The organism is Azospirillum sp. (genome assembly GCF_035628975.1).
Taxonomy (GTDB): Bacteria; Pseudomonadota; Alphaproteobacteria; order Azospirillales; family Azospirillaceae; genus Azospirillum.
Genome location: NZ_DASPIS010000006.1, coordinates 73,991 through 97,302 on the forward strand (window position 1 = coordinate 73,991; position 23,312 = coordinate 97,302).

Below are 23,312 nucleotides of genomic sequence, written 5' to 3' on the forward strand. Positions count from 1 at the left end.
TACCTTATCCCTCAACCGCCGGAAGGGGCAGAGTTGCTTTGGTCCTAACGGGTACTATACCTTTGGCTGCAAAGCCGAATGGTGCCGGGGCATCCTTCGGATAGGCGGATCAGATAATATTAGCGTTTCCAATGCGCTGACCGAGGTGCCTAGGCATGGTGGCGACGGCCGATTGCCCGAACATTCTATCGGAGCATGTCACCATGTCGCAGCTTTGTCCCACAGCCTCTCACTTGGCGGCAAGCAGAGCCCGCGGGGCGCGGTCGGCGCCGCTCGCCAGCGGCATCTTCGGGTTGCCGATCCAGGCGACGATGTCGTTCACCACCAGCCCGCCCTTCAGGTCGCGCAGCAGCATGTGATAGCCGTCGGGATAGACCGCGACGACGTGCCGGCCGCCGGCCTCGAAGTCCTTCAGCGCACGCTCCACCGGCCGCGTCGGCAGCACCTCCTCATGCGCGCCGTAGAGTACCAGCGACGGCGTCTGCAACTGCTGGCAGGCGTCGAGCGCGGCCCCCATCAGGTCGGTCAGCCCCTCCAGCGCATCGACGCGCGAGCCCTTGATGACCAGCGGGTCGCGGCCCAGCGCCCGCAGCATCTCGATGTTGTCGGAGGGCTTGATGTTCATGTCGCGCGGCGGGTGCACCACCATGCCGGGCACCAGATTGTAGGTGACCCACAGGGCGGCGCGCGGGAAGAAGCCCATCGCCTGCCGGCCCCAGACCGCGGGAGCCACAAGGATGGTGCCGTCGACCTTGGGCGGGGTGGGACCGGTCATGGATGTGAGCACCACAGCTCCACCCATGCTTTCGCCCATCAGGTAGACCGGCACGCCGGGATGGCGCTTGCGCACCATCTCCACCGCGGTGCCGGCGTCGCTGACCAGGGTCGGCGTGCCGGCCCACACGCCGCGGTCGCGGGTGGCGCCGAAGCCGCGCTGGTCGTAGGCGTAGGTGGCGATGCCGGCCGTGGCGAATTCGCGGCCGGCGCCGTCGAAGGCGTTGGAATAGTCGTTGTAGCCGTGCAGGGCCACCACGGCGGCCCGCACGTGGCCCCCGGCCGGAAGCCAGGACCGCATCGGCAACTCGAAGCCGTCGGCGGCGATTAGCACCTTGTCATTCAACTGCGGCTGGACGACGGCCGTCCCCATCGGCTGGAAATTCGCGGCACAGCCGCCAAGCAGAAGTCCCAACCCGAGAACAGCCGCCAATCCGCTACGCCGCATGGACTACCCCTGTGTTGCCGTGTGCACCACCCGTCAGTTGGAGGAATATATCCTCCAGATCCGATTCCTCGGTCGTGACATCGATGATCCCGATGCCCGATGCGGCCAGCGCCGACAGGATGGCGCCCGCGCGCTGCCGGCTGGGCTGGTAGCGGACGACCATCCGCCGCGGCTCCGGCAACTCAACCGTGTAGCCTTCCAGCGAGGGCGGGGCGGCGGACAGGTCGCGCTCCAGCGTCAGGCACAGCGCCTTGTTGTCGACACGGCGCAGCAGGGTCCGCTTCGGTTCGCAGGCCACCACCTGCCCATGGTTGATGATGGCGATGGTGTCGCACAACTCCTCCGCCTCCTGAAGGTAGTGGGTGGTCAGCAGCACGGTGGTGCCGGACTTGTTCAGCGTGCGCACATAGTCCCAGAGTTGGCGGCGCAGCTCCACGTCGACGCCGGCGGTCGGCTCGTCCAGGATCAGCACCGGCGGGGTGTGCACCATCGCCTTCGCCACCATCAGCCGGCGCTTCATGCCACCGGACAGGGAGCGGGCATGGGCATCGGCCTTGTCGGCCAGCCCGACGGCGTCCAGCAGTTCCTCCGTCCGGCGCTCCTTCTTCGGCACGCCGTAGAGGCCGGCCTGAAGCTCCAGCATTTCGCGCGGGGTGAAGAAGGGATCCATGTTCAGCTCCTGCGGCACCACGCCGATGGAGGCGCGGGCGCGGCGCGGCTGCTCCGACACCTCGTGGCCCCAGATGCTGGCGGTGCCGCCGGTCTTGTTCACCAGCCCGGCGAGGATGTTGATCATCGTCGACTTGCCGGCGCCGTTGGGGCCGAGCAGCCCGAACAGCGATCCGCGCGGAATGGCGAGGTCGATGCCCTTCAGCGCATGCTTCGGCCCGGCCTTGCCGGTCGGCTGGTAGATCTTGGTCAGGCCGCGCAGCTCCACCGCGTTGGCCGGGAGCGAGACGGGCGTGGGGGTATCGGTGGGCGCGGCCATTGATCCTGAACCATGATGATTGCGGTTGGCGAAAAAGCCCGGCGATCCGGTGGTTTCCCCCGTTGATCCGCGGCGCGCGATGGGTATCATCCGGCCCGCGCGCGCGGAACCCTGAACGGGGGCCCGGACAGCGGGCGTGTCCACGATGGCGTGAACCGGCGCGCCTGTCAAAACAGAGGATGACTGCCATGCAGCCGACCGAGACGATCCTTGTTGAAACCTCGACCGTCGGGTGCGACGGCGGCGGCGGCGCGCTGGGCCATCCGCTGGTCTACCTGACGCTGGATCGCGAAGGGCAGGTGGAATGCCCCTACTGCTCGCGCATCTACAAGCTGAAGGAAGGCGCCAAGGTCGCCCACGGTCATTGACCCAAGGGCATTAACTGGCCTTCGGCCGGGCCGCCCCGGTTACGGGCGGCCGGCCAACAGGACCAGCACGGCAAGCGCCAGCAGCGCCGACAGCCCCTGCCAGAAGGCCAGCGGGTTGCGGTCGATTAGCGGCCGGTGCCGTGCGCCCTGGCCATGCTTGCGCGGGTGGCGCAGGTCGAACAGGAACTCCGACAATTCCTGATGGCGCTTGGCCGGGTCCGGATGGACCGCCTTGCGCAGCACCCCGTCCAGCCATACGGGAATGTCCCGCTCGTCGTGCAGGGCGGTGCGGTAGACGAGCTTGCGCTGGCGCGCCCGCGTGGTGGCCGTCGCCGCATCGCCGCCATAGGGCAGGCGGCCGGTCAGCATCTGGTAGGCGATCACCCCCAGCGCATAGAGATCCGACGCGGGCGTCCCGCCTTCCCCCAGGAAATATTCCGGCGCCGTGTACTGCACGGTGCCCAGGATTTCGCCGCGGTCGGCATCGGGCATGGTCTCCAGGATGCCGGGCACCAGAACGGAGCCGAAATCGACGATCTTCACGGTTCCGGTGCGGTCGATCATCACGTTGTCGGGCCGCAGGTCCTGGTGCAGCATCTCCAGCCGGTGGAAGGCCTGCAGCCCCTTGCCGATCTGCTCGACGATGGCGCGCACGGTGGGCAGGTCGGGGCTGGGATGGTCGCGCATCCACTGGGTCAGCGTCTGCCCCTCGATATACTCGGTCGCGATATAAAGGTGACGGCGCGGACGGCTTTGCGGCGGCGGCTTCAGGACATGGGGGCTGTTCACCCGCCGGGCGATCCATTCCTCCATCAGGAAGCGGCGCAGGTGCGCGCGGTCGTCGCGCCGGTCGATGGCCGGGACCTTCAGCACCACCGCCGGGCCGCGCTCCCCATCCTGGGCCAGATAGACGTGGCTGCGGCTGCTGGCGTGCAACTCCCGCAGGATCCGGTACCCCTCGAACTCCGCCCGCGGCTCCAGCAGGGGCGGCAGCGGAAGGTCGGACAGGCGGTGGAACAGGTCGCCGGCATCCGGATCGGGCACGGCATCGATGCGCAGGATCTGGATCGTCAGGTTGTCCGGACTGCCGCGCCGCAGCGCCTCCTCGACCGCGAGTCGCGCCGCCCGGTCCAGATCGTCCGGGTTTTCGGCGATCGTGCTGATTAAAAAATCGGCATCGATATGCTCGTAGACGCCGTCGGTCGCCAGCAGGAAGACGTCTCCCGGCTCCACCGCCACCTCGCGGTAGTCGATCTCCAGATGCGGCGCCACGCCCATCGCCCGGCCGAGATAGCTGACCTCCGACGAGACGGCCACCCGGTGATCGGTGGTCAACTGTTCCAGCGACCGGCCGGCGATGCGGTAGATGCGGGAATCGCCGACATGGAACAGGTGCGCCGTGGCCGATTTCAGCACGAGCGCGCTCAGCGTGCAGGCATAGCCGCGGTCCTGATCGTAGCGGTATTCGCTGCGCCGGTTCTGGGCGTGAAGCCAGGAGTTGGTCGCGGTCAGCACGCGCTGCCCCGCCGTCTTCACCGACCAGCTTTCCGGCGTGCAGTAATAGTCGGTCAGGAAACTCTTCACCGCGGATTCGCTGGCGATGTGGCTGACCGGGCTGCTGCTGATGCCGTCGGCCAGCGCAACGGCGATGCCCTTCATTCCCAACAGCGGCGCCACCGGGATCAAGGCGCCGTGAAAGTCCTGGTTGGCGTTCTTCCGCCCCTTGTCGGACCATTGGCCGATGGAGATTCGCAACTCTTTCACGATGCCGGCCCCGTCACGAAAACCCCGGCCCGAACCGGACCGGGGTCGTTTCAAAAGCTGGAAGAGGGGCCTTACTCGGCCGGCTGCAGACCGGTCTGCTGAAGGCGGCGCTTCGGCGCGGTGCGGACATGGGTGGCGTAGAGCGTCAGGCCGGTGAAGGCCAGCCCGCCGACGAGATTGCCGAGCACCGTCGGCAGCTCGTTCCAGATCATGTAGTCCATGACCGAGAAGTTGCCGCCCATCAGCATCGCCGACGGGAACAGGAACATGTTCACCACCGAATGCTCGAAGGTCATGCCGAAGAACAGCATGATCGGCATCCACATGGCGATCACCTTGCCGCTGACGGAGGTGGAGATCATCGCCCCCACCACGCCGGTGGAGACCATCCAGTTGCACAGCACGCCGCGCAGGAAGATGGTCAGCATGCCGGCGGCGCCATACTGCGCGTAGCCCAGCGTCCGGTTCTCCCCGATGTGCGAGATGACCGAGCCGACCTTGTCCGGCGGGGTGGAGAAGCCGTAGGTGAAGACGATCGACATCATCACCGCCACCGTCAGCGCGCCCAGGAAGTTGCCGAGGAAGACCAGCCCCCAGTTGCGCAGGATGCCGCCGACGGTCACGCCGGGCCGCTTGTCGATCAGCGCCAGCGGCGTCAGCACGAACACGCCCGTCAGCAGATCGAAGCCCAGCAGATACAGCATGCAGAAGCCGACCGGGAACAGGATGGCGCCGATGATCGGGAACCCCGTCTGGACCGTGACCGTGACGGCGAAGACCGCTGCGAGCGCCAGGATCGCACCCGCCATGAAGGCCCGGATGACCGTGTCGCGGGTGGACATGAAAATCTTGGATTCGCCGGCATCCACCATTTTGGTGACGAACTCGGAGGGCACCAAATACGACATGACAAGTCCCCTTGGAACATGTGCTGAAGGAACGGCAAGCAGCGTCGGGTCCGGCCCGCGCGGCACCGGTCCGGTGCGGGGGCCAGGGAATGGCAGACGCGTTGCGTGTGGTTTTGGGTGCGAGCCGAGCCTTTGGCCTCGCGCTGGTCAAGCCGCCGTTGGCTTGCCGCCGACAACCCTGCACGGGGCATGCCAGTCCGCCGAATGCGCGGAAATGGAGCGATTTCCACAGCCGGGTGGATTGTCGATGCCGACGCCGGCTGTGGCGATTGCTCAAACACTGTGCGGTGGTGAGTAAAAATCAGCCATTCGCATAGGAATGACTGTGATCGTAGGGCAGGGGGCGCCATCCCCTCCTCGGGACCAAGTCTTTCAGTTTTTCAATATAGTGAGTACAAATGATCTTTACCGATCAACGGCTTGCCTCCTTGCATCGGCAAGACCCGCGCTCATTGGACAGGATGGGTTACCTTTTTGTTATATTTTCCCTTCGTACTATGCCACAGTATGACCGATGACGCTTGACGGGCGTTGTCGGGCCGACGTCTACTTTGCCGCATTGCGGAAAGGTGGAGATTCCACAATCGTTGTTTGAGTTGTACGCTTATGTTGTTTCCAGGCGGTTCGGGATTGGCGTCGGATGAGGCGCGTGCAATGAGTCACGAGACGGAAGAGCAGTACCGCAGCATCTTCGAAAATGCCGTCGAGGGCATTTATCAGACCACTGTCGACGGGCGATACCTTCGGGTCAATCCGGCGCTTGCCGACATCTATGGCTACGCGTCGCCGGAAGACCTGATCGCCAACCTCACCGACATCGCCTGCCAGCTCTACGTCGATCCCGGCAAGCGGGAGGCCTTCGCCGAGCTGATGGCCCGCCAGGACCGCGTCCACAGTTTCGAGGCGCGCGTCTTCCGCCGCGACGGATCCATCATATGGATTTCGGAGAGCGCGCGTTGCGTGCGCGATACCGACGGCCGCATCCGCTATTACGAAGGCACCGTTCAGGACATCACCGAACGCAAGCAGCACGAGGAGAAGATCCGGCTGCTCGCCACCGTGTTCGACAGCGTCGCCGACGGCATCCTGATCGTCGATCCGGAACTGACCGTCCAGGCGATCAACCCGGCCTACGAGATCATGACCGGCTTCCAGCGGGAGGAACTGCTGCGCCGGCCGCTGGTCCTCTTCGCCCCCGGCTCGCACGAGCGCGACTTCATCGACGCCATCTGGACCACCGCCCGCCAGTCCGGCCGCTGGCAGGGGGAGGTCACCAGCTTCCGCCATTCCGGCGACGCCTTCGCCGCCGCCCTGTCGGTGACGTCGGTCCGGGCGCCGAACGGCGTGCTGGAACATTACGTCCTCACCATCGCCGACATCAGCCAGCGCAAGTCGCAGGAACACCAGATCCGCTATCAGGCCAGCTTCGACCGGCTGACCGACCTGCCCAACCGCTGGCTGGTCTGCGAGCGGCTGGAGGAGGCGATCGTCCGCGCCCAGCGCAGCAAGAGCAAGGTCGCGGTCGCCTTCCTCGACCTCAACCGCTTCAAGCAGGTCAACGACACGCTGGGCCACCATGCCGGCGACGAGTTGCTGAAGCTGGTGGCGCGGCGCCTGCGCAACTGCACCCGCATGACCGACACCGTCGGCCGGCTGGGCGGGGACGAGTTCCTGATCGTCGCACCCGACGCCGCCGACCGCTCTGCCGGCGCCCGGCTGGTGGAAAAGGTGCTCTATTCGATGGACGAGCCCTTCGCCGTCCACAATCAGGAGCTTTTCTGCGGTGCGTCCATCGGCATCGCCTTCTATCCCGACGACGGCGAGACGGCGGACCAGCTTCTGCGCAACGCCGACCTCGCCATGTATCACGCCAAGCGCAACCCGGAGCACAAATACGTCTTCTATGACGGCGGGATGCGCGAGCGGTCGGGCTTCACGCTGGGGCTGGAGAGCGACCTGCGCCGCGCCAGCGGCGGCGGCGAGTTCGAGTTGCATTTCCAGCCGAAGATCGACCTTGCCGGCAACCGCACCATCGGGGCGGAGGCGCTGATCCGCTGGCGCCACCCGATCCGCGGCATGGTCAGCCCGGCGGAGTTCATCCCGCTGGCCGAGGAAACCGGCCTGATCTGGGAAATCGGCGCCTGGACGCTGATCGAATCCTGCCGCCGGCTGGCCGATTGGATAAGGCGCGACCTGCCGATCCCCTCCGTCTCGGTCAACCTGTCGCCGCGCCAGTTCCAGGACGCCCGCCTCGTGGGCTTCGTCCGCAGCGTGGTGGAGTCGGCCGGCATCCCGCCCGGCCGGCTGGAACTGGAACTGACCGAGGGCGCCATGATCGGCGACATCGAAAAGGCGGTGACCATCCTGAACGGGCTGAAGGACATCGGCGTCCGCCTGTCCATCGACGATTTCGGCACCGGCTATTCCTCGCTGGCCTATCTGAAGCGCTTCCCCATCGACACGCTGAAGATCGACCGCAGCTTCGTCCGCGACATCGTCAAGTCCACCACCGATCCGGCCATCGTCGGCACCATCGTGAACCTCGCCGAAAGCCTGGGCTTCGACACCATCGCCGAAGGGGTGGAGACGCAGGAGCAGGCCGACATGCTGCGCCAGCAGCGCTGCACCCGCATCCAGGGCTTCCTGATCAGCCGGCCGCTGCCGGTCGACCAGTTCGAAGCCTTCCTCGGCAAAAGCATGGTTCCGGCCTGAGACGCCGGCGGATTGTGGGCGGCGCTTGTCTGAGAGAAGCCCTGCGTTTGAACTGCTTGGCATCGGCTCTGATCATGAGCGTTTCTTGGCCGTCATTCCCGCGAAGGCGGGAATCCAGCCGTTTCAGCCGCTTCATTGCGGAGCTTCCTGGATCCCCGCCTTCGCGGGGATGACGAAAAGTTCCTTTTATTCCAGAGACTTATTATCGCTCTGAGTTGTGTGCATCCTGTAGCGCCACTGCGGCGGTTACGGCCGAGAATGACCATCCGGCTGGTTCCGACCGCCGCAACACATCCGCGCTTCCGGTGACAGGCTCCGCGAAATTTAGATAGTGGTAGGGTTTCCTTTACGTTTAGGGTGCGAACCTTAAGTAGACACATTATTTCGCTCCCGGCGATATGATGCGTCGGAAACCGCCTGTCCCACAGCGATCCCTGTCGAGGCCCCATGACATCGGACGTCGCACGCTTCCTTGGCTTCGCGTTCGCCAACGCGGACGTGCTGATCGAGGTGGATGCGCGCGGGACCATCGGATTTGCCGCCGGGGCCTTGCAGAATCTTCTGGGCATCACGGACACGGAGCTGATCGGCCAGCCCATCGACCGGGTGGTGGCGGCCGGCGACCGCGGGCTGGTGCGGCGCCTGCTGCGCACCGCCGGGTCCAACCGCCGGCTGCAGCCGCGTGCCGTCGAGCTTGCCGGCGGCGTCCAAGCCAATCTGTCCGGCTACCGGCTGGGCCGTTCCCCGAACGTGCAACTGACGCTCACGCGGTCGGAGAGCGGCGCCGGCAGCACGACGCAGCCGGCCCGCGATGCGGAGACCGGGCTTCTCGACCCCGACGCCTTCCAGGCGCAGTTGGGCGAGCGGTTCGGCGTCCATGTCGGCAACGCGCCGCCGAAGCTGACGCTGATCAAGATCGCCGATTTCGGCGAGGTGAAGTCGCGGCTCGGACCCGAATTGACATTGCGCCTGCTGGGGGAGGTGGGGGCGCTGCTGCGCGTCCACGCCGCCGACGACACGCTGGCGACCCGGCTGGGGGAGGACCGCTTCGGCCTCGTCCATGGCAGCGACGTATCGGCCGGCGCGCTGGCGAGCGAGATCGCGGTGACCGGAGCCGGCCTGCTGCCGGACGGCCTGCCCGTGGCTTCGGAGAACCTGACGCTCGACATGGCGGCGCCCGGCCTCAGCCGGGAGGATGCCGGGCGCGTGCTGATGTTCACGGTGAAGAGCTTCGCCGAGGATGGCACCGGCTTCGACATCGCCACCATGCATGACGCGGTGAAGCTGCTGGTCGACCAGACGGTGACGCGGGTGACCAGCCTGCGCTCCACCCTGACCGACGACCGGCTGAAGCTGCAGTTCCAGCCCATCGTCTCGCTCGCCACCCGCGGGCTGCACCATTACGAAGCGCTGGCCCGTTTTCCCAACGGCGCCCCCGGCCCGACCATCGCCTTCGCCGAGCAGGTGGGCATGGTCCATGACGTCGACCTGCTGGTCTGCGAGAAGGCGCTGGAGGTTCTGGCCGCCGATCCCGGCCTGCAGATCGCCGTCAACATGTCGGCGGCGTCGCTGGGCAGCGACATCTTCGTCGTCGCCTTCCAGCAACTGGTCGCCCGCAATCCGGCGCTGCGGTCCCGCCTGCTTGTGGAGGTGACGGAGTCGACCGGCTTGACCGACCTGCCGCGCGCCGCCCGCATCCTGGAGGATCTGCGCCGCGCCGGGCACCGCATCTGTCTGGACGATTTCGGCGCCGGTGCCGCCTCCTTCCCCTATATCCAGGCGCTGCCGGTCGATTTCGTGAAGATCGACGGCAGCTATGTGAAGCGGCTGGGCGGCAGTCCGCGCGACGACGCCATTCTGAGGGCCATGGTGGGGCTGTGCCGGGAAGTCCGCGTGCAGGTGATCGCCGAGATGGTGGAAACCCCCGATCAGGCGGCGCAGCTCAACGCCTGGGGCTTCGAACTGGCCCAGGGTTATCACTTCGGCAGGCCCGCCGACCAGCCCGTGTATCAGGCACCTGGGCTGTTCACTCCGCCGCGCCCGCGCCCCGGCTTCGCCGACAGCCGGGTCTGACCGCTCCGACCAAGGTCGTAGGAAGAAATCTTTTTCGCAGAGGTGGAATGAAAGCGGGGGCCTTCGCGTTCATCCGATCAAAGGGGAACAACCGCTTCCCGACACCAGGAGGACGCCGGAATGACTGGCCGTTTTGGGTTTGGATTGAAAGCCGTGGTTCTGGGCGCTCTGGTCGCCGGATCGATGCTGGGCGTGACCGTCAGCCAAGCGGAAGCGCATGACGGCTGGCGCGGGCGCGGCGATCACGGCCGCGAATGGTATGGTCCCGGCCGTGGCGGCCCGGAGTGGCGCCGCTGGGATCGTCCCCGCCATCACCACAGGCATTGGCGCGAGCGCGACGTCTATTATGCCCCGCCGCCGGTCATCTACGCTCCGCCCCCGCCGCCGCGGGTGATCTATGCGCCGCCGCCGCCGGTCATCTATGCGCCGGCACCCGTCGCCCCCGGATTCGGCTTCAGCGTCAACATCCGCTGATCGGGCGGCCGGCCTCCACCGGCGAAAAAGGACGGCTTCCGGCCGGGCGCGTGCCGCATTATGGTGCGCCCGGTTCGGACAGCCGCCCCGCCGGGGCGCAGCAGCCAGGGAGACGGCCTTTGCGGGTTCTTAGTGTGTGTGCCGCGGTGGCGGGAAGCCTTCTGATCGCCACCTCCGCCGGCGCGGCGGAGCCCCGCCTGATGGCGGCGCTCGGCAACACGATTCTGACGATGACCGACATCGGGCCGAAGCACACGCAGGTCTCGGTCAACGACAAGCCGGTCTTCGAGGACAAGGAGAGCGACATGCTGTCCTTCGTCGGCGCCTATTCCCTGAAAGACCGCTGGATCGCCCTGTTCCAGGCAGACACCGGCGCCAAGGACTGCCCGACCCGCTTCCGCATCCTCGAGGTCGGCGGGCCGCAGCCGGTGGTCTCCTATCCCTTCGGCTCCTGCAGCGACGCCGCCCAGGTCACCATCGACAACGACATGCTGACCGTCTCGATGCCGCAGCCGGCAGGCGGCGGTGAAGCCGCCTGGACCTACCGCAACGGCAAGATCGGCCGCACGAAGTAGTCGACGGGCAGAGGTGTCGGCAGGGCTGCGCATCCGGTGTGGCTGGGGGTCGCTGCCCGTCGATTGACGGGCGGGGGCGCAGCTTTTAAGGTCCGGACCTCCGCACATTCCCGTTCCGGGACAGGAAGTCCGCCCATGAAGATCAGCCAGCCCAGCCGCCGCCCCAACAATCCGCTCTTCTCCTCGGGTCCGTGCGCGAAGCGACCGGGCTGGTCGCTCGATGCGCTGGATGGCGCGCTGCTCGGCCGCTCCCACCGCTCCAAGCCGGGCAAGGCCAAGCTGAAGGAGGTCATCGACCTCACCCGCGCGGTTCTGGCCATCCCCGGCGACTACCGCATCGGCATCGTCCCGGCCTCCGACACCGGTGCGGTGGAAATGGCGCTGTGGTCGATGCTGGGCGCCCGCGGCGTCGACATGCTGGCCTGGGAAAGCTTCGGCAAGGAATGGGTGACGGATGTCGCCAAGCAGCTGAAGCTGCCGGACGTCCGCAACCTGATCGCCCCCTATGGCGAACTGCCGGACCTGTCGGCGGTCGATTTCAGCCGCGACGTGGTCTTCACCTGGAACGGCACCACCGCCGGCGTCCGCGTGCCCGACGGCGACTGGATCGCGGACGACCGCGAAGGCCTGACCATCTGCGACGCCACCTCCTCGGCCTTCGCCATGGCGATGCCCTGGAACAAGATCGACGTCGCCACCTGGTCCTGGCAGAAGGTGCTGGGCGGCGAGGCGGCGCACGGCATGCTGGTGCTGAGCCCGCGCGCGGTGGAGCGCCTGGAGAGCTTCCAGCCCGACCGGCCGCTGCCGAAGATCTTCCGCCTGACCAAGAACGGCAAGCTGATCGACGGCATTTTCGAAGGCGACACCATCAACACGCCGTCGATGCTCTGCGTCGAGGATGCGATCGACAGCCTGCGCTGGGCCTTGTCGGTTGGCGGCCTGACCCAGTTGATCCGCCGGTCGGAACAGAACCTGCGCATCGTCGCGGAGTGGGCGGAGGCCAGCAGCTGGGCCGGCTTCCTCGCCAAGGAAACCGCGACCCGCTCCTGCACCTCCATCTGCCTGCGCTTCACCGATCCGGAGGTGACCGCCCTGTCGGAGGAAGCCCAGGCCACCTTCGCCAAGAAGCTGACTGCGCTTCTGGAGAAGGAGGAGGCCGCCTTCGACGCCGGTTCCTATCGCGACGCCCCTCCAGGCCTGCGTCTGTGGGGCGGGGCGACGGTGGAGAACGACGATATGGAGGCAGTGTTGCCCTGGCTCGACTGGGCCTTCGCCACCGTCAAGGCGGAGATGCTCGGCCCCAAGCAGGCCTGATGCAGCGCGCAGCAAAGCACGAAGCGTAAGCCGGGCCTTAGTCCACAGGCCTGTCCGACTCGGATCCTGAGCCCCGCCGTGGCGTGAATGCCACAGCGGGGCCTTTTGCGTTGAGCGTTTTTGTGCTGTGCAGCAAAGGATCCGGCCAAGGAACCATACGTACACAGCAGCATTTCTGCACCAGTGTGTCCGGCCCGACGCGGCATGCGGGCTGGCAAGCTTGACCATGGTTATCCACAGAACCGTGGACAAGGTGGTGGATAACCCTGTTGAACCATCGATCGCGCCTATCCGGAAACCGCAGTGGCCGAAGCGGGGCCGATTCGCCCCCTGAGTCGCCGAACGGGCGGCGCGGATCTCCGGTTGAGGCGCAGCCCTATCCCGAAGATGGGCTGGCGATCCTGCGGTTGTGTCCCGACCCTTAGGGTGGGAATTCCGGCGGCTCTGCTGCGCTGCGGCGGGGCCGGTCACAACGAAGGAAGGGCTTGGACGGACCATGGCGCACTACCTCATCACCGGCGGCTGCGGTTTCATCGGCTCGCATCTGGCCGACCGGCTGCTGGCCGACGGGCATCGGGTGACGATCCTCGACAACCTGTCGAGCGGCCGGCTGGACAACAAGCCGGAGGCGGCGAAGCTGGTGGTGGGCGACGTGGCCGATCCAGATGCGGTGCGCGAGGCGATGGCCGGCGACGATGGCGAAGGGGTGGACGGCGTCTTCCACCTCGCCGCCGTCGCCTCCGTGCAGAAATCGCGGGAGCTGTGGGCGGAGACCCACCGCACCAACCTGCTGGGCACCGTCACCGTGTTCGAGGCGGCGCGCGATGCCAAGCGCGGCGGCCCGATCCCCGTGGTCTACGCCTCGTCCGCCGCCATCTACGGCGACAACACCAACACGCCGCTGAAGGAGGACGAGCTTCCGCGTCCGCTGTCCGCCTATGGCGTGGACAAGCTGGGCTGCGAGATGCATGCCCGCGTCGCATGGTCGATCCAGGGGGTGCCGACGGTCGGCTTCCGCTTCTTCAACGTCTATGGACCGCGGCAGGATCCGATGTCGCCCTACAGCGGCGTGATCTCCATCTTCGCCCGCCGGGTGGCGCGCGGCGAGGATGTGGAGATCCACGGCGACGGCCAGCAGGTCCGCGACTTCGTCTTCGTCGGCGATGTGGTGCGCATCCTGGCGCTGGCGATGGAGCGGCGTTTCGCCGGCGCGCAGGTGTTCAACCTCTGTACCGGCCGCGCGACCTCGCTGGTGATGCTGCTGGACGTCCTGCAGGAGTTGTGCGGCAGCCAGGTCCGCCGCCGCCACTCGGAACCGCGGGCCGGCGACATCCGCGTGTCGATCGGCGACCCGTCGCTGATGCGCTCCATCTTCGACACCGTCTGTCAGGTCGGCCTTCTCCAGGGGCTGAGCGCCACCCTGACCGGCCGCATGCCTTGAGGTCGGGACCGCTACCGGAGTATGAGGGGGACGGAAGATTCAGGTGAGCAGAGCATGACGAGGGCGGCGACGGAATCCCCCTCTCCCTCCTGGGGAGAGGGCCGGGGAGAGGGTCGGGGTGAGGGGGATGCGCCGCGACATGCGTTCGGCCATCGGACCCCCCTCACCCTAACCCTCTCCCCGGGGGGGAGAGGGGATCGGTCCTGGGTGCGCTGACGTGGCCCGCCGCCGCTCCCTGACCCTGCGGGGCCTGTTCGTCGTCCTCGCCGTGCTCGCTGCCGTCGCGCTGGCGGAGCGGCTGCATATCCTGCCGCCGGGAACGCTCGACGGTCTGCTGGGTCAGGAGACGCAGCGCCCCCGCCAGCCGCGCAAGCAGGAGACCGCCGAACCGCCGCCGCCGATCATCGCCCGTGCATCCGACCGGATCGATTATGCCGAGGTGACCCGCCGGCTCGACTCCATCCGGGTGGAGCCCGAACGGGGCCGCGGCTACGAACGCTCGGAATGGCCGCACTGGCTGGCGCTGGAGGGCGGCTGCCTGAATGCGCGCGAAAAGGTTCTGATCCGCGACTCGCGCCGCCCGGCGACGCTCGACGCCAAGGGGTGCAGCGTGAAGTCCGGCGACTGGCTCGACCCCTACACCGGAGAGCGCTTCACCGATCCGCAGATGGTCGACATCGACCACCGGGTGCCGCTGCAGGAGGCCTATGCCAGCGGCGGCTACGACTGGAGCCGGGAACGCCGCGCTGCCTACGCCAACGACACCAGCGATCCGCTGACTCTGCTGGTCTCCGGCCGGGAGGCGAACCGCGCCAAGGGCTCCAAGGGGCCGGAGGACTGGCTGCCGCCGAAGCGCGACGGCATCTGCCTCTATGTCGCCGACTGGATCCTGGTGAAGGCACGCTGGGGCCTCACCATGGATGAGCGGGAACGGGTGACCGTCGGCAACATCCTGAACGACTGCCGCGCATCGGCCGGCAGCCAGCGCTGACGGCGCTCGGCATTGTTTCGCATACCACCGGTTTCGCGCTACGGTTCGGGCCGGAAACGGGAGGATGCAGTGAGCGAAGGACGAAGCGCCCTGTGGCGGGAAAGTGCCGCCGGCCTGGCGGCAAGACTGGCGCGGCGGGAACTGTCGGCGCGGGAGGCAGTTGAGGCGCATCTGGCGCGCATCGCGGCGATGGAGCCGGCACTGTCCGCCTTCATCACTGTGGCCGCCGACGAGGCGCTGACCCGTGCCGAGGCGCTGGACGCAGCCCCGGCACCGGTGGGGCCGCTGCACGGGCTGCCGGTGGCGGTGAAGGACCTGACCGACACCGCCGGCATCCGCACCACCTACGGCTCGGCGCTCTATGCCGATCATGTGCCGTCCACCAGCGACATCGCCGTCGCGCGGATCGAGGCGGCGGGCGGCATCGTCATCGGCAAGACCAACACGCCGGAATTCGGCTTCGGCGCCGTCTGCCGCAACCGCCTGTATGGGCCGACCTGCAACCCCGTCGATCCCGTTCTGACCTCCGGCGGGTCAAGCGGCGGATCGGCGGTGGCGGTGGCCGTCGGCATGGCGCCGCTGGCGCACGGCACCGATTTCGGCGGATCTGTGCGGGTTCCGGCGAGCTTCTGCGGCATCGCCTCGATCAGGCCGACACCGGGGCTGATCCCGGCACCGGGCCGCGCGCTGGGCTGGGACACGCTGGCGACCCACGGCGTCCTCGCACGCGACACCGCGGACTGCGCGCTGCTGCTGTCGGCGATGGCCGGCAGCGACCTGCGTGACCCGACCTCCCTGTTCGGCGACCGGGATGACGGCTCGGAGTCGCGGCTGGGCGCCACCGCCGATTTCGGCGTGGCCACGGTGTCCCAGGCCGTGCGCGAGCGCTTCGCCGCGGCGGTCGATCGGCTGGAGCGGACCGTCGGGCCGGTGGCGCGCCGCCACCCCGACTGCGGCGACGCCATGGCGACCTTCCGCACGCTGCGCGCCGCGCAGACCCGTCACGCCTTCGGGCCGATGCTGGCGAAGCATGGCGCTGACCTGACCGACACCATCCGCTGGAACATCGAGGCCGGCGCCGGCATCACCGCCGATGCCTATCTGGAGGCGCAGGCCGCCCGCACCGCTCTCTACCGCCGCTTCGTGGCGCTGTTCGAGGACATCGACGTGCTGGCGGCACCGGCCTGCGGCGTGCTGCCCTGGCCGAACGCAGAGGGCGAGGTGACGGAGATCGACGGCCGGCCGGTGGAGACCATCCTCGATTATCTCGGCGTCACCGCCATCATCACGCTGGTGGGATTCCCCGTGCTGACCCTGCCAGTGGGTGGGCCGGTCGGCGGGGAGGATTTGCCCTTCGGCATCCAGCTGATCGCCCGGCCGGGCGAGGAGCGGCGCCTGATCCGCCTGGGACGGCTGTTGGAGCGGGAGGCGGGCTTCGTCCACCATTGGCCCGAAACCTGAGACCGGTAGGGGGGGGCTGTGCCACGACGGCAAAGCCCCCCCTCTTCCCCATCTGCCGCATTTATGGTAAATAGGCGCACATGGTAGAGACCCGACGCACTGGTGATCGTTCGAACGAGCCGATCCGCCCCGACCCCGGCGGCGGGCGGGTTCCCGCGGCCGGTGCGCGTGCGCGGGCCGACGGAATCGTCCCGCAGGGGCGGCAGCGCATCCCGAGCCTGCGCGAACTGGCAGCCCTGGTGGTCAACGGGGTGCTGACCCTGCCGCGCAACTACCGCCGCGGCATGTTCCTCGACGTTCAGGTGTAGGCCGCCACGTCCGGCCCGAACAGGCGCTCCATCAGCACCGGCGGAAGCTCGTACTGCGGCAGGCATAGGCTGGTGCTGCGGGCGTGCAGCGTGTGCAGGCATAGCCCTTCCGCATCCGGGAATATGCCGACGCGGAAGCGTTCGCGCGCGGCCTTCACGAACGGCGCATCCTCGCAGGCATTCACCGCAGGAAAGCGCTCCGCTTCCCAGACCGCACCGCGGTAGGCGTAGGAGAAGCCGTAACCGTCCAGATTCTCCGGGGAGGGTGGTGCGTCCGGCGCCTCGACATAGCTGCAGCCCTGCCGTCCCCAGCGATGGTGTGAACCGCCTTGCGCGGTATCCCAATAGCCGAACCGGCGGTGCTGCGCGCTGTAGAGGAACCAGCCGGACAGCTTCACCAGATCGTAGCCTTGCTCCAGCCGGTCCAGCATCCGCTCCACATAGGTGGGCGCATAGAAATCGTCGTCGTCCATGTGGACGATCACGGAACCCTTGGAATGTTCGGCAAGGATGTTGCGCTTCTCGCCGATCGCGTAGCGGCTGGGGGAGTAGAGATACTTCAGCCGCGGGTTCGCCAGCGGTTTGAGATAGGCCGACGGGCGTGGACTGTCGTCGAACACCAGCCATTCGATCTCGGGATGGGTCTGCGCCTTGATGCAGGCATGCAGGCGGGGCAGGAAATCCTCCCGCTGCCACGTGGGCGTGATGATGCTGACGAGCGGGGTAGCGGGGGAGGGGATCGTGGTCATGGTCGTTTCTTGCCCGTGCGGGCGCCCTGCGTGTAGACAGGCGTCAGGATAGCACCGCCCGTGGGCCGGTGGTGATCGGAAGGAAGGGAAGAACGTCCGTGGGAGTGACCGACCGCATCTGGATCGTCTTCGCTGCGCTGAACGGCGCCGTCGCGGTCGCCGCCGGGGCCTATGCCAGCCACGGACTTGCGGGCCAGCCGCAGGCACAGGAGTGGTTCCGCACCGCCGGGATGTATCAGATGGCGCATGCGCTGGCGCTGGTGCTTCTGGTGGCGCTTGCCGGCCGGCTGAGCGGCCGGGCGGGTGGAAAGCTGGCCCTGCGGGTCGCGGGGTGGCTGTTCTGTGCCGGAATCCTGCTGTTTTGCGGCACGCTCTATGCGCTGGCCACGGTCGGGCCGTTGCCGGTGCCGATGACGGCGCCAGCCGGAGGATGGAGCTTCATGCTGGGATGGGTGGCGCTGGCGGCCGCGGCGCTGCTGGCGCGCGACTGAGGCTTGCGCCCCTCATGAGGGTGTGCCGTCCGGCTGTTCAGCCGGCTGCGGCCGCACGCAGGTCGGAGCAGTCGCTGCCGGGATCGTTGGCAGTCTCGTTGGCGGAGTCGCCGTCGCGGCCGTCGGCCGCATTCTCCGCCGTAGTGCAGTAGAGGCCGTGCAGCGTCGTCATGATCGTCTGCGCCTCGTGCCCGTTCAGCGAGTAGTAGATGTTCTGGGCGCTGCGCCGTGTGCGGACCAGATTGTCGTTGCGCAGCCGGGCCAGATGCTGCGACAGCGCCGACTGGCTGAGCCCGACCAGATCCTCCAGCTCGCCCACCGACCGTTCGCCCTGGCTCAGGTGGCACAGGATGAGAAGGCGCCGCTCATTGCACATCGCCTTCAGCAGGGCGCTCGCCCGGCGGGCGTTTGCCTGCAAATCCTCGATCTTCATCGCTTTCCCGTTGCCCTGTCCGTTCCGATTCGTTTTACAACCGGGCTGTCGTTATGCGGCCCGGCAAAGAAAAATGCTCGTATCCTAGTATATTCGTACCGCACGGGAATTGTCCACCTGTGGGATTCCGTCATTCCGACGCTGGCACTGATTGTCACCGTGCCGACTTGGGCGTTGCCATTACCGCCGATCAGCGCTTTTTTCTCGCATAACGGAACAATAGGCGGAAGGATGAGACATCCGGTGGTTGCGTTCGTCAGTCCGACGCTCCATGTCCATCATCGGCCGATGACACCGGTTTTCAGGTGGGATAGCATTTCGTTCATGATCGATCATCCGTTGGATACCAAGGGCTTGCAATGCCCGCTTCCCGTCCTGCGCGCCCGCAAGGCGATCAGGGCCATCGCCGTCGGCGACACCCTGACCGTGGAGGCGACCGATCCCGGCGCCCGCAAGGACTTCCCCGCCTTCTGCGAGGCGACCGGCAACCGCCTGCTGTCGGTCGGGGAGGAGGGCGGCATCCTCCGCTTCGTCATTGAACGGACGGCGTGATTCCTGCCCGCCGTTCCTGTCGGCCCATCGATCCGTCGCCCCATCGTTGCCGTTACCATCGTATCGTGTCACGGATTGCCCCGGCTCCCGAAAGTGGGCTGTGACGAATCGTCCTGGATTCAGCCTGTACTTTCATTAGCGATCCGGGAAGAATGGTTTTCGGAAACGCTGCGAACGCCGCCCGAAAACCAACGATAACGACCGAAAAATCGATGTTCACCACCCTGTTCACCCACCCGGCGTGCCTGGAGCACGACACGGGTCTCGGTCATCCCGAATGCTCCGACCGCCTGCGCGCCGTGCTCGCCGCGCTGGAGACGGAGGAGTTCCATATGCTGGAACGGCAGGAGGCGCCGTGCGCCACGGTGGAACAGCTCCTGCGCGCACACCCGCAGTCGCACATCGACCGCGTGCTGTCGCTGATCCCCGAGGTGGAGCATGCCGGCGTCGATGCCGACACGGTGGTCTCGCCCGGGTCGGGGGAGGCGGCGTTGCGTGCGGCCGGCGCGGTCTGCGCCGCGGTCGACGCGGTGGCGACCGGCCAGTCGCGCAACGCCTTCTGCGCCGTGCGCCCTCCCGGCCACCATGCGGAGCGGGACAAGGCGATGGGCTTCTGCCTGTTCAACAACGCCGCGGTCGGTGCCTATCACGCCCGCGCCGCGCACGGACTGCAGCGTGTGGCGGTGATGGATTTCGACGTCCACCACGGCAACGGCACGCAGGACATCCTGCAGCACGACCCGGACATGCTCTATTGCTCGACCCACCAGTCGCCGCTCTATCCCGGTACGGGGGATGCGGGTGAAAAGGGCGAGTATGGCAACTGCGTCAACGCGCCGCTGCCGGCCATGGCGGGATCGCCGGAGTTCCGGCATGCCATGACCCACGTCATCCTGCCGGCCATCGACCATTTCAAGCCGGACCTGCTGATCATCTCTGCCGGATTCGATGCCCATTCGCGCGATCCGCTGGCCGGTCTGCACCTGATCGACGACGATTTCGTCTGGGCCACCCGCAAGCTGGGCGAACTGGCCCGCACCCATTGCGGGGCGCGCATCGTCTCGGTGCTGGAGGGGGGCTACAACCTGCGCGCCCTTGCCTCCGCCAGCGCCGCCCATGTGCGCGAACTGATGTACTGCTGACCGGCGGCGTTCCTATTGGGCGGGCGCCCCATTCTCCCGAAAGGGGGAGGGGCTGCCCGAACGCATAGGCCGCACATAGGCCGCAATGGCCGGGGTAGCGGAGTGCCTCGGGCCTTGCGCCGGACGTGGGCGGGGCATACCTTCGCGGGCTTGAGGTCCCATCGATGGTTCTGCCCCACATGCCCCCTTCCACGACGTCTTCGCCCCCTGTTTCAGGCGCCGCCATTCCGCCCGACATCGCCGCCCTCAGCTTCGAGGATGCGCTCGCCGAACTGGAGCGGATCGTCCGCCAGCTCGAGGAAGGGCGCGGCAAGCTCGACGACGCCATCTCCTCCTACGAGCGGGGCACGGCGCTGAAGCGCCATTGCGAGATGAAGCTGCGCGAGGCGCAGGCCAAGATCGACCGCATCACCGTGAGCGCCGACGGCTCCCTCGGCACCGAACCCGCCCGGATCGACTGACGTGCAGACCATTTCCCAGACCGAGTTCAAAGCCGCGCTGGCCGACATCGCCGAGGCGGTCGAGCTCAAGATCAACGCATTGCTGCCGACCACCGACCTGGCCGAGGCGCGGGTGTTCGACGCCATGCGCTATGGCTGCCTGAACGGCGGCAAGCGGCTGCGCCCCTTCCTGGTGATGCAGTCCTCCGCCCTTTTCGGCGTCAACCCGGACTGCGCCATCCGTGCCGCCGCGGCCGTCGAGATGGTCCACAGCTATTCCCTGATCCACGACGACCTGCCGGCGATGGACGATGGCGAGCTGCGGCGCGGGCGTCCGACCTGCCACCGCCAGTTCGACGAGGCGACCGCCATCCTGGCCGGCGACGGGCTGCTGACCTTCGCCTTCGAGGTGCTGGCGGATCCGGCGACGCACGAGGACCCCAACATCCGCTGCCAGCTGGTGACGGCGCTGGCCAAGGCGTCCGGCGGCCACGGCATGGTCGGCGGCCAGATGCTGGACCTGATTGCCGAGCATGAGACCTTCGACCTCGGCACCACCACCCGGCTGCAGCGCATGAAGACCGGCGAGATGATCGCCTTTTCCTGCGAGGCCGGCGGCATCCTGGGCAAGGCCAATCCGCCGCAGCGCACGGCGCTCCGCGCCTACGCCCACGACCTCGGGCTCGCCTTCCAGATCGTCGACGATCTGCTGGACGTGGAAGGCACGGCGGAGGAGACCGGCAAGACTGTCGGCCGCGACGCCCAGGCCGGCAAGGCGACCTTCGTGTCGATCCTCGGCCGCGACCGTGCCCGTGCCCAGGCGGAAATGCTTGCCAATCAGGCGTCGCAGCACTTGGACATTTTCGATGGGCGTGCCGATATGTTGAAGGCGGTCGCCGACTTCGTCGTCGCGCGCCGCGCCTGACCAGAGCTTGAGGACCATCACGACGTGACTGCCACCAAGACTCCGCTGCTCGACCTTTGTCCGACGCCAGCCAAGCTGCGGGCCCTGAAGCCCGAGCAGCTCCGCCAGTTCGCAGACGAGTTGCGCACCGAGACCGTGGACGCCGTATCGGTGACCGGCGGCCATCTCGGTGCCGGGCTTGGGGTGGTGGAGCTGACGGTGGCCCTCCATTACGTGTTCGACACGCCCTATGACCGGCTGATCTGGGACGTCGGGCACCAGTGCTATCCGCACAAGATCCTCACCGGGCGGCGCGACCGCATCCGCACGCTGCGCATGGGCGGGGGCTTGAGCGGCTTCACCAAACGGTCGGAGAGCGAGTACGACCCGTTCGGTGCCGGCCACAGCTCGACCTCCATCTCCGCCGGGCTCGGCATGGCCGTCGCCAGCAAGATCAAGGGGGAGCAGCGCAACGTCATCGCCGTGATCGGCGACGGCTCGATGAGCGCCGGCATGGCCTATGAGGCGATGAACAACGCCGCCTCCACCAAGTCGCGGCTGATCGTCATCCTCAACGACAACGACATGTCCATCGCCCCGCCGGTGGGCGCGATGAGCGCCTATCTGTCGCGGCTGATTTCCTCCAAGCCCTATCTGTCCCTGCGCCACTTGGCGAAGGAGATCGCCGACCAGCTGCCGCGCCCGCTGCGCAACGCCGCCCGCCGGGCGGAGGAGTACGCCCGCGGCATGGTCACCGGCGGCACCCTGTTCGAGGAGCTGGGCTTCTACTACATCGGCCCGATCGACGGCCACAATCTGGACCATCTGCTGCCGGTGCTGCAGAACGTCCGCGACGCCGACGACGACAAGCCGGTGCTGATCCATGTCGTCACCAAGAAGGGCAAGGGCTACGGCCCGGCGGAGGAGTCGGCCGACAAACTGCACGCCGTCGCCAAGTTCGACGTGGTGACCGGCACCCAGTCCAAGCCGAAGTCCAACGCTCCCACCTACACCCGCGTCTTCGCCCAGAGCCTGATCGCGGAGGCAGCGGCCGACCCGACCATCGTCGGCATCACCGCCGCCATGCCGTCCGGCACCGGGCTGGACATGTTCGGGGAGCGCTTCCCCGACCGCTGTTTCGACGTCGGCATCGCCGAACAGCATGCGGTGACCTTCGCCGCGGGCATGGCGACGGAGGGGTTCAAGCCCTTCTGCGCCATCTATTCCACCTTCCTGCAGCGTGCCTACGATCAGGTCATCCATGACGTGGTGCTGCAGCATCTGCCCGTGCGCTTCGCGCTCGACCGCGCCGGTCTGGTGGGGGCGGACGGGGCGACCCATGCCGGGTCCTTCGACACCGCCTATCTCGGCTGCCTGCCCGACATCGTGATGATGGCGGCGGCGGACGAGCTGGAACTGATGCACATGGTGGCGACCCAGGCCGCCATCGACGACCGCGCCTCCGCCCTGCGCTATCCGCGCGGGGAGGGGGTCGGTCTGGAACTGCCCGACCGCGGCAGCATCCTGCCGATCGGCAAGGGCCGCATCCTGCAGGAAGGGACCAAGATCGCCATCCTCAGCTATGGCACCCGGCTGGGCGAGGCCCGGCGTGCGGCGTCGGAGCTGGCGGCGCGCGGCTTGTCGACCACGCTGGCCGACGCCCGCTTCGCCAAGCCGCTGGACGAGGATCTGGTCCGCCGCCTCGCGCTCGAGCATGAGGTGCTGATCACGATCGAGGAGGGATCGGTCGGCGGCTTCGGCAGCTTCGTGCTGCAGTTCCTGGCGACGGCGGGCCTGCTGGACGGCGGTCTGAAGATCCGTCCGATGGTTCTGCCCGACCTCTATCTCGACCACGATTCACCGGCCAAGCAGTATGAGACGGCCGGCCTCACCGCCCAGCACATCGTCCGTACCGCGCTGCAGGCTCTGGGTATCGAGAGCGCAGCGGCACGAGCCTGATCCCCTCTCCAGGCGGCCACTCCAGACCGCAATTCCACCCGAA

The 23,312-nt window shown here is 67.4% G+C and carries 22 protein-coding genes; 16 read left to right on the forward strand and 6 right to left on the reverse strand.

Going from position 1 to position 23,312, the window contains the following annotated elements:
• Window positions 1–229: 229 nt before the first annotated feature.
• Together VD964_RS01470 and VD964_RS01475 are read right to left on the reverse strand one after the other, a co-directional pair.
• Window positions 230–1,207: a lysophospholipase gene (locus VD964_RS01470; protein ID WP_324864791.1), complete on the reverse strand. Its 978-nt coding sequence runs from the start codon at window positions 1,205–1,207 to the stop codon at window positions 230–232.
• A 4-nt stretch (window positions 1,208–1,211) separates the two neighbouring features.
• Entirely contained in the window at window positions 1,212–2,210 is a 999-nt protein-coding gene (locus VD964_RS01475) for an ABC transporter ATP-binding protein (protein ID WP_324864793.1), read from the reverse strand.
• A gap of 179 nt (window positions 2,211–2,389) precedes the next feature.
• Here VD964_RS01475 and VD964_RS01480 point away from each other — a divergent pair, with 179 nt between their 5' ends.
• Window positions 2,390–2,578: a zinc-finger domain-containing protein gene (locus tag VD964_RS01480; RefSeq protein WP_149225818.1), complete on the forward strand. Its 189-nt coding sequence runs from the start codon at window positions 2,390–2,392 to the stop codon at window positions 2,576–2,578.
• Between the two features lie 39 nt (window positions 2,579–2,617).
• On the opposite strand, the gene VD964_RS01485 is transcribed toward VD964_RS01480, so the two are convergent.
• Entirely contained in the window at window positions 2,618–4,342 is a 1,725-nt protein-coding gene (locus VD964_RS01485; protein ID WP_324864799.1) for a bifunctional protein-serine/threonine kinase/phosphatase, read from the reverse strand.
• A 71-nt stretch (window positions 4,343–4,413) separates the two neighbouring features.
• A complete protein-coding gene (locus VD964_RS01490) occupies window positions 4,414–5,250 on the reverse strand; it encodes a formate/nitrite transporter family protein (RefSeq protein WP_149225819.1) in 837 nt (278 codons plus the stop codon).
• A 654-nt stretch (window positions 5,251–5,904) separates the two neighbouring features.
• On the opposite strand from VD964_RS01490, the gene VD964_RS01495 reads away from it, so the two are divergent.
• From VD964_RS01495 to VD964_RS01535, 9 genes are all read left to right on the forward strand, one after another.
• Window positions 5,905–7,962, forward strand: coding sequence for a putative bifunctional diguanylate cyclase/phosphodiesterase (locus tag VD964_RS01495; RefSeq protein ID WP_324864801.1), 2,058 nt, complete (start codon window positions 5,905–5,907; stop codon window positions 7,960–7,962).
• 447 nt (window positions 7,963–8,409) lie between these two features.
• On the forward strand, window positions 8,410–10,035 hold the full coding sequence (locus VD964_RS01500) for an EAL domain-containing protein (protein ID WP_324864803.1): 1,626 nt from the start codon (window positions 8,410–8,412) through the stop codon (window positions 10,033–10,035).
• A 120-nt stretch (window positions 10,036–10,155) separates the two neighbouring features.
• Entirely contained in the window at window positions 10,156–10,509 is a 354-nt protein-coding gene (locus tag VD964_RS01505) for a hypothetical protein (RefSeq protein ID WP_324864805.1), read from the forward strand.
• A 119-nt stretch (window positions 10,510–10,628) separates the two neighbouring features.
• Complete coding sequence (locus tag VD964_RS01510) at window positions 10,629–11,084, forward strand: hypothetical protein (protein WP_324864807.1); 456 nt, start codon at window positions 10,629–10,631, stop codon at window positions 11,082–11,084.
• Between the two features lie 135 nt (window positions 11,085–11,219).
• Window positions 11,220–12,398, forward strand: coding sequence for a phosphoserine transaminase (locus VD964_RS01515; protein ID WP_324864809.1), 1,179 nt, complete (start codon window positions 11,220–11,222; stop codon window positions 12,396–12,398).
• A gap of 496 nt (window positions 12,399–12,894) precedes the next feature.
• Window positions 12,895–13,839: an SDR family NAD(P)-dependent oxidoreductase gene (locus VD964_RS01520; protein ID WP_324864811.1), complete on the forward strand. Its 945-nt coding sequence runs from the start codon at window positions 12,895–12,897 to the stop codon at window positions 13,837–13,839.
• Window positions 13,840–14,056: 217 nt separating this feature from the next.
• Window positions 14,057–14,830, forward strand: a complete 774-nt coding sequence (locus VD964_RS01525) for an HNH endonuclease family protein (RefSeq protein ID WP_324864813.1) — start codon at window positions 14,057–14,059, stop codon at window positions 14,828–14,830.
• Between the two features lie 69 nt (window positions 14,831–14,899).
• On the forward strand, window positions 14,900–16,291 hold the full coding sequence (locus VD964_RS01530) for an amidase (RefSeq protein WP_324864815.1): 1,392 nt from the start codon (window positions 14,900–14,902) through the stop codon (window positions 16,289–16,291).
• An 80-nt stretch (window positions 16,292–16,371) separates the two neighbouring features.
• Window positions 16,372–16,599: a hypothetical protein gene (locus VD964_RS01535; RefSeq protein WP_324864817.1), complete on the forward strand. Its 228-nt coding sequence runs from the start codon at window positions 16,372–16,374 to the stop codon at window positions 16,597–16,599.
• Here the strand turns inward: VD964_RS01535 and VD964_RS01540 are convergent.
• Window positions 16,590–17,348 (reverse strand): glycosyltransferase family 2 protein, encoded by a 759-nt coding sequence (locus VD964_RS01540; RefSeq protein ID WP_324864819.1) that lies wholly within the window; start codon window positions 17,346–17,348, stop codon window positions 16,590–16,592. The two genes, VD964_RS01535 and VD964_RS01540, sit on opposite strands and share 10 nt — an antisense overlap.
• Window positions 17,349–17,446: 98 nt before the next feature.
• On the opposite strand from VD964_RS01540, the gene VD964_RS01545 reads away from it, so the two are divergent.
• Window positions 17,447–17,839 (forward strand): DUF423 domain-containing protein, encoded by a 393-nt coding sequence (locus tag VD964_RS01545; RefSeq protein WP_324864821.1) that lies wholly within the window; start codon window positions 17,447–17,449, stop codon window positions 17,837–17,839.
• Between the two features lie 37 nt (window positions 17,840–17,876).
• On the opposite strand, the gene VD964_RS01550 is transcribed toward VD964_RS01545, so the two are convergent.
• Window positions 17,877–18,272 carry a metalloregulator ArsR/SmtB family transcription factor gene (locus VD964_RS01550; protein ID WP_324864822.1) on the reverse strand — a complete coding sequence of 132 codons (396 nt, stop codon included), beginning with the start codon at window positions 18,270–18,272 and terminating at the stop codon, window positions 17,877–17,879.
• Window positions 18,273–18,596: 324 nt separating this feature from the next.
• On the opposite strand from VD964_RS01550, the gene VD964_RS01555 reads away from it, so the two are divergent.
• The 5 genes from VD964_RS01555 (at window position 18,597) to dxs (ending at window position 23,269) form a co-directional block, all read left to right on the forward strand.
• Window positions 18,597–18,824, forward strand: coding sequence for a sulfurtransferase TusA family protein (locus VD964_RS01555; protein WP_324864824.1), 228 nt, complete (start codon window positions 18,597–18,599; stop codon window positions 18,822–18,824).
• Window positions 18,825–19,036: 212 nt separating this feature from the next.
• Window positions 19,037–19,966, forward strand: a complete 930-nt coding sequence (locus tag VD964_RS01560; protein ID WP_111069145.1) for a histone deacetylase family protein — start codon at window positions 19,037–19,039, stop codon at window positions 19,964–19,966.
• Between the two features lie 179 nt (window positions 19,967–20,145).
• A complete protein-coding gene (locus tag VD964_RS01565; protein WP_247883929.1) occupies window positions 20,146–20,427 on the forward strand; it encodes an exodeoxyribonuclease VII small subunit in 282 nt (93 codons plus the stop codon).
• Between the two features lies 1 nt (window position 20,428).
• Window positions 20,429–21,331, forward strand: a complete 903-nt coding sequence (locus tag VD964_RS01570) for a farnesyl diphosphate synthase (RefSeq protein WP_324864831.1) — start codon at window positions 20,429–20,431, stop codon at window positions 21,329–21,331.
• A gap of 24 nt (window positions 21,332–21,355) precedes the next feature.
• Window positions 21,356–23,269 (forward strand): 1-deoxy-D-xylulose-5-phosphate synthase, encoded by a 1,914-nt coding sequence (gene dxs / locus VD964_RS01575; RefSeq protein ID WP_324864833.1) that lies wholly within the window; start codon window positions 21,356–21,358, stop codon window positions 23,267–23,269.
• Window positions 23,270–23,312: the final 43 nt, after the last annotated feature.